The sequence below is a fragment of the Pseudomonas sp. AFG_SD02_1510_Pfu_092 genome (assembly GCF_003331055.1).
In the GTDB taxonomy this organism is placed as follows: domain Bacteria; phylum Pseudomonadota; class Gammaproteobacteria; order Pseudomonadales; family Pseudomonadaceae; genus Aquipseudomonas.
Window position 1 is genome coordinate 1 of the sequence record NZ_PUQD01000103.1, and the last position, 7,258, is coordinate 7,258.

General features: G+C 67.5%; 2 protein-coding genes. Both read left to right on the forward strand.

Going from position 1 to position 7,258, the window contains the following annotated elements; translation table 11 throughout:
• Window positions 1-5,283 (forward strand): non-ribosomal peptide synthetase (locus tag C6A77_RS24710; protein WP_114171970.1); only part of this gene is annotated, 5,283 nt, incomplete at its 5' end.
• A 1-nt stretch (window position 5,284) separates the two neighbouring features.
• Window positions 5,285-7,258, forward strand: a 1,974-nt coding sequence (locus C6A77_RS24715) for a condensation domain-containing protein (RefSeq protein ID WP_153064665.1), incomplete at its 3' end; no start/stop codon positions are given.

Sequence of the window (7,258 nt, forward strand, 5' to 3'; positions counted from 1 at the left end):
GGCGTGGGCCTGGCGCGGGGTTACCACCAACGCCCGGCGCTGACCGCCGAACGCTTCGTGCCGGACCCGTTCAGCGCAAGCGGCGGGCGCCTGTACCGCACCGGCGACCTGGCGCGCTACCGCGCCGACGGGGTGATCGACTACGCCGGGCGCATCGACCACCAGGTGAAGATTCGCGGCCTGCGCATCGAGTTGGGCGAGATCGAAGCGCGTTTGCTGGAGCTGCCGAGCGTGCGGGAAGCGGTGGTGCTGGCCCAGGACGGGCCGAACGGCAAGCAACTGGTGGGTTATGTGGTACCTGCCGACGGCACGCAAACGCACGGCGCTTTGCGCGACAGCCTGCGCGAAGCACTGAAGGCCAGCCTGCCGGACTACATGGTGCCAACGCACCTGTTGCTGCTCGACGCACTGCCGCTGACGCCGAACGGCAAACTGGACCGCAAGGCCCTGCCGCAGGCGGATGCCAGCCAGCTGCAGGGCGAGTACGTCGCCCCGCAAAGCGATCTGGAACAGCAGATCGCGGCGATCTGGGCCGATGTGCTGAAGCTTGCGCAAGTTGGCCTGACCGACAACTTCTTCGAACTGGGCGGCGACTCGATCATCTCGCTGCAGGTGGTCAGCCGCGCTCGTCAGGCGGGTATTCTGTTCACGCCCAAGGACCTGTTCGAAGCCCAGACAGTGCAGGCACTGGCCCGCCGCGCCAGGCGTGGCGACAGTGTCGCGATCGATCAGGGGCCGGTAACCGGCGAGATGCCGCTCACCCCGATCCAGCACTGGTTCTTCGCGCAGCCGATTGCCGCGCGCCATCACTGGAACCAGTCGCTGCTGCTCACACCTGGCCATGCGCTCGACCCGGCAAAGCTCGAGGGCGCCTTGCAGGCATTGCTGGCCCATCACGATGCCCTGCGGTTGCGCATGCGCCACCTGGGCGCGCACTGGCAGGCCGAGTTCGTCGACGCCGACCGCGCCCCGCTGCTGTGGCAGCGGGCGTTCGCCAGCATCGAGCAGTTGCAGCAAGCCGCCAGTGAAGCGCAGCGCAGCCTCGACCTCGAACATGGCCCGTTGCTGCGTGCCCTGCTCGCGGAACTGCCTGATGGCAGCCAGCGCCTGCTGTTGGTGATCCATCACCTGGTGGTGGACGGGGTGTCGTGGCGTGTGCTGCTGGAAGACCTGCAACAGGCCTACCAGGCCCTGGCGGCCGCGCAGCCGCTGCAACTGCCGGCCAAGACCACGTCGTACAAAGCCTGGGCGCAGCGTTTGCAGGCCTATGCCGCTGCGCCCGTGCTGCAACAGCAACTGGGCTACTGGCAGGGGCAGTTGCACGGCGCCAGTGAAATGCTGCCCTGTGACAACCCGCAAGGCAGCCGGCAACTCAAACATGCGGCCTCGGTGACCACGCGCCTGGGGGTGGAAGACACCCGTCGGCTGTTGCAGATGTGCCCGGCGGCCTACCGCACGCAGATCAACGACCTGCTGCTGACGGCCCTGGCGCAGGCCATCAGCCACTGGAGCGGCCAGCCGGAAGTGCTGGTACGCCTGGAAGGGCATGGCCGCGAAGACCTGTTCAGCGGCATCGACCTGACGCGCACGGTGGGCTGGTTCACCAGCCTGTATCCGCTGAAGCTGAGCCCGCAGGCGGACCTGGCAGGGTCGATCAAGACCATCAAGGAACAGCTGCGCGCCGTGCCGGACAAAGGCCTGGGCTATGGCGTGCTGCGTTACCTTGGCGATCACGCAAGCCGCGAGGCGCTTGCCGGCTTGCCGGAAGGGCAGATCGTGTTCAACTACCTCGGGCAGTTCGACGCCAGCTTCGATGGCGAAGCGAGCCTGTTCTCCCCGGCCCGCGAAAGCGATGGCCCCCGGCAGGACGCCGAAGCGCCGTTGCCCGCCCTGTTGACCATCAACGGCCAGGTCTACGCGGGCGAGCTGCGCCTGGAGTGGACCTTCAGCGAGGACGTTCATCGCCGTGAAACCATCGAGCGCCTGGCCCAGGCTTACCAGCAGGCCCTGGGCGCGATCATCGAGCATTGCTGCGGCGCCGGCCCCCGTGGCCTGACCCCGTCAGACTTCCCGCTCGCCAGCCTGACCCAGGCGCAGCTGGACCAGCTGCCGGTGGCGGTTGTCGAAATCGCCGATGTCTACCCGTTGTCGCCGATGCAGCAGGGCATGCTGTTCCACAGCCTCTACGAGCACGGCAGTGGCCATTACATCAACCAGCTGCGCGTGGACGTGGATGGCCTGGATGTGCACGCCTTCCGCCAGGCCTGGAGCGAAGCCCTGCAGGCCCATGACATCCTGCGCAGCAGCTTCGTCTGGCAGGGTGATCTGGGCCAGGCGGTGCAGGTTGTGCGCAAGCAGGTGAGCTTGCCGTTCAGCGAACATGACTGGCGTGCCGAGCCGGCGCTGGCCGCGGCGCTGGAGCGCCTGGCGGATGCCGACCGGCAGCGTGGCTTCGACCTGGCCGCAGCGCCCTTGCTGCGCCTGGTGCTGGTGCGCACCGGGGCGACACGGTATCACCTGATCTTCACCTGCCACCACATCCTGCTGGATGGCTGGAGCACCTCGCAGCTGCTCGGTGAGGTATTGCAGCGTTATGCCGGTCAGCCTGTGCCGGCCGCGGCGGGCAGCTACCGCGACTACATCGCCTGGTTGCAGCGCCAGGATGCGCGGCAGGCCGAAACCTTCTGGCGTGGCCAGATGGCGACATTCCAGCAGCCGACACGCCTGGCCCAGGCGGTGAGCGGCGGGGCGGGTGACGGCCAGGGCCATCAGCTGCATCAGCAGCTGTTCGACAGTGCGCTTACCGGGCGGCTGGAAGCCTTTGCCCGGGCCCGGCGCGTTACCGTCAACACCGTGGTCCAGGCCGCCTGGTTGCTGCTGTTGCAGCGCTACACCGGGCAGTCGTCGGTCTGTTTCGGTGCCACGGTCGCCGGGCGGCCGGCGGAGCTGGCTGGGGTGGAGACGCAGATCGGCTTGTTCATCAACACCCTGCCTGTGGTAGGCGCAGCGCAACCCGAGCAAAGCGTCGCGCAATGGCTCGACCAGGTGCAGGCCAGCAACCTGGCCATGCGCGAATACGAACAGACGCCGCTTTACGAGGTGCAGCGCTGGGCCGGTCTGGGCGGTGAAGCATTGTTCGACAGCCTGCTGGTATTCGAAAGCTACCCGGTCGCCGAGGCCTTGCAGCAGGGCGCGCCAGCTGGCTTGGCGTTCGCCGCGGTCGAGGTGCGTGAGCAGACCAACTACCCGCTGACTTTGTTGGTAAGCCTCGGCGAGCAACTGGCGATCCAGTACCGGCATGACCGTGCCCACTGGAGCGGCGCGGCGATCGAGCAACTGGCCGGGCACTTCGCCACGCTGCTGCAGGCCATGCTGAGCGACCCGGCGGCGGCGGTGGGTGATTTGCCACTGCTGGCTGCCGCCGAGCACCAGCGGGTCGTGCACGACTGGAACCGCACGGCGGCGCGTTACCCGGCCGACCGCTGCATCCATCAGTTGTTCGAGGCCCAGGTGGCTGCCGCACCGGATGCCGTTGCGCTGATCCATGGCGAGCAGACGCTCAGTTATGCCGCACTCAATGGGCGCGCCAACCAGTTGGCCCACAAACTGCGCGAGTGCGGTGTCGGGCCGGAGGTGCTGGTGGGGGTGGCCATGGAGCGCGGGCTGGACATGGTGATCGCGCTGATGGCGATCCTCAAGGCGGGCGGCGCCTATGTACCGCTCGACCCGGGCTACCCGCAGGATCGGCTGGAGTACATGCTCGAAGACAGCCAGGCGCTGTTGCTGCTGACCCAGGCCCACCTGCTCCAGCGCATACCGTCGCGCCTGCAAGCGCGTACGCTGCTGCTGGACCAGCTGCAGCTCGATGGCTACGCGCTGGTCGACCCGGTCTGTGCAACCACGCCGGGCAACCTCGCCTACTGCATCTACACCTCGGGCTCCACCGGCAAGCCCAAGGGCGTGCAGATCGAACACCGCAACGCCGTGGCCATGATCGGCTGGGCGCAGTCGGTGTACAGCCAGCAGGACCTGTGTGGCGTGCTGGCGGCGACCTCGATCTGTTTCGACCTGTCGGTCTGGGAGCTGTTCGTCACCCTGGGTTCGGGTGGTTACGCGGTGCTCGCGGCCAATGCCCTGGAGCTGCCGCAGCTGCCGGCCAGGGACCAGGTGCGCCTGGTCAACACGGTGCCCTCGGCGATCAAGGTACTGCACGAAACCGGCCAGCTGCCGCCCGGCGTGCGCATCGTCAACCTGGCCGGGGAAGCGCTCCGGCAGGGCCTGGTTGACGCGCTGTATGGCACTGGGCACGTGCGCAAGGTGTACGACCTGTACGGGCCTTCGGAAGACACCACCTATTCCACCTGGGCCCTGCGTAGCGCAGGTGGCAAGGCGAACATCGGCCGGCCGCTTGCCAACAGTGCCGTGTACTTGCTGAGCGATGCCGCTACGCCGCTGCCGGCGGGCGTGGTCGGCGAGCTGTACATGGCGGGTGCGGGCCTGGCGCGGGGTTACCTGGCACGGCCCGGGCTCACCGCCGAGCGCTTCGTCCCCGACCCGTTCGGCGGCCACGGTGCGCGCCTGTATCGCACCGGCGACCTGGCGCGGCATGACGCCGAAGGGGTCATCGAATACGTCGGGCGCAGCGACCATCAGGTGAAGATTCGCGGCTTCCGTATCGAACTGGGCGAGATCGAGGCGCGCCTGCAACAGCAAGACGCGGTGCGCGAAGCGCTGGTGCTGGCGCTGGATGCGCCGGGCGGCCAGCAACTGGTCGGCTACGTGGTGCCGGCCGCTGCGCTGGCGGCGCTGAGCGAGCAGGCGCAGGCGGCGCTGCGCGACAGCCTGCGTACCGCGCTGAAGGCCAGCCTGCCGGACTACATGGTGCCCGCGCACCTGCTGCTGCTGGACGGCCTGCCGCTGACGCCGAACGGCAAGCTGGACCGCAAGTCCCTGCCAGCGCCGGACGGCCGCCTGCGCCAGGCTGCCCACGTGCCGCCGGAAACGGACCTGGAATGTCGCATCGCGGCGATATGGGCTGAAGTTCTCGGCCTGGAAAACGTATCTCTTAGCGACAACTTCTTCGAGCTGGGGGGCCACTCCTTGCTGGCAACCCAGGCGGTCGCGCGGCTGCAGATCGAGCTGGGGAGCAACCTGCCACTCGCGTTGTTGTTCCAGACAGAGAACCTGCAGGCCTTTGCACAGGCGGTCGGCGGTCTCGCTACCCGAAACGACGAAGACCTGGATGAGCTCCAGGACTTCATGGCAGAGCTCGAGGCGGTTTGAGATGCACACGGACAACAGAAACGCAGACCTGGTTTATCGCTTCATTCGTCTGCCCCAGGCCCAGCGCAAGCTGTTTCTCGAGAAATTGGCGTCGAAGGGCGTGACCCTTGCGCAACTGCCCATTCCAGTGGTCAGGCAGCAGGTCGAACGCCCGCCGCTGTCGTATGCCCAGCAGCGCCAGTGGTTTCTCTGGCAGCTGGAGCCCGGCAGCTCGGCCTACCACATTCCCACCGCGCTGCGCTTGCGCGGGCGGCTCGATCTGGCGGCCCTGCAACGCAGCTTCGAGACGCTGATCCAGCGCCACGAAGCCTTGCGCACCACCCTCGGCGAGGTGGATGGCCAGCTGGTGCAGGTGATCCACCCGCGCGCGCCTTTGCAGCTGGCGCGCCAGGCCCTGGGGGCAGTGGACGAGCAGGTGGTGCAGGCCCAGGTTGCGCTGGAGGTCGAGCAGCCGTTCGACCTGGTGCAGGGGCCGCTGCTGCGGGCGAAACTGCTGGAGCTGGCGCAGGATGAGCAGGTGCTGGTGCTCACCCTGCACCATATCGTCGCCGATGGCTGGTCGATGCCCCTGCTCGTCGACGAGCTGGTGCGCCTGTATGAAGGCTACAGCCAGGGCCGTGAGGTGGCGCTGGCCGACCTGCCGATCCAGTACGCCGACTATGCGATATGGCAGCGGGCCTGGATGGACGCCGGCGAGCGCGAACGGCAGTTGGCGTACTGGACGGCGCAGCTGGGCGATGAGCACCCGGTGCTGGAATTGCCCAGCGACCGGCCGCGCCCGGCGTTGCAAAGCTACCGGGGCGGGCGGGTCAGCGTCGAGCTTGGCGAGGCGTTGAGCCTGGCGCTCAGGCAACTGGCGCAGCAGCAGGGGGCGACCCCGTTCATGCTGCTGCTGGCGAGTTTCCAGGTGCTGCTGCATCGCTACTCCGGCCAGGCCGAGGTGCGCGTGGGCGTGCCGATCGCCAACCGCAACCGGGTAGAGACCGAACGGCTGATCGGGTTGTTCGTCAACACCCAGGTGCTGCGCGCCGAATTCGACACGCAGCTGACCTTCACCGAGCTGCTGGCGCAGGTGCGGCAACGTGCCTTGGATGCGCAGGTGCACCAGGACCTGCCGTTCGAGCAACTGGTCGATGCCTTGCAGCCTGGGCGCAGCCTGAGCCACAGCCCGTTGTTCCAGGTGATGTACAACCACCAGGCCCAGACCCAAACCCAGGGCAAGGGCGAGCGCCGCAGCTTACCCGGCCTGGAGGTGGAGAGCCTGCAATGGAACGTGCACACGGCGCAGTTCGACCTCACCCTGGACAGCTTCGAGCATGCGCAGGGCATCAGCGCCACGCTGACCTTTGCCAGCGACCTGTTCGATGCCTCGACCATTCAGCGCATGGCGCGGCACTGGCTGAACCTGCTGCACGGCATCGTTGCCGACCCAGGCCAGCGCGTGGCTGAGCTGCCGTTGCTGGATGACAGTGAGCGGCAGCAGATCGTGCAGGGCTGGAATGCCACGCAAGCCGATTACCCCGGCGCGACCAGCATTCATCAACTGATCGAAGCGCAGGTGCTCGCCACCCCGGGCGCCCCGGCACTCGCTTTTGCCGAACAGACGCTGACTTACGCCGAGCTCAACCGCCGGGCCAATCAGCTGGCGCACAAGCTGCGCGAGCTGGGCGTTGGCCCGGACGTGCTGGTCGGTATCGCCATGGAGCGCAGCGTGGAGATGGTCATCGGCTTGCTGGGCATCGTCAAGGCCGGTGGCGCCTATGTGCCGCTGGACCCGGAATACCCGCAAGACCGCCTGAGTTACATGTTCGAGGACAGTGGCATCGCCTTGCTGCTGACCCAGTCGCACCTGCATGCAGCCCTGCCGATCCCGCCCGGCCTGCGCAGCCTGGATCTGGATACCGAGAACTTCGACGGCTACAGCGATGCCAACCCGAACATCGCCGTGGCGCCGCTGAACCTCGCCTACGTGATC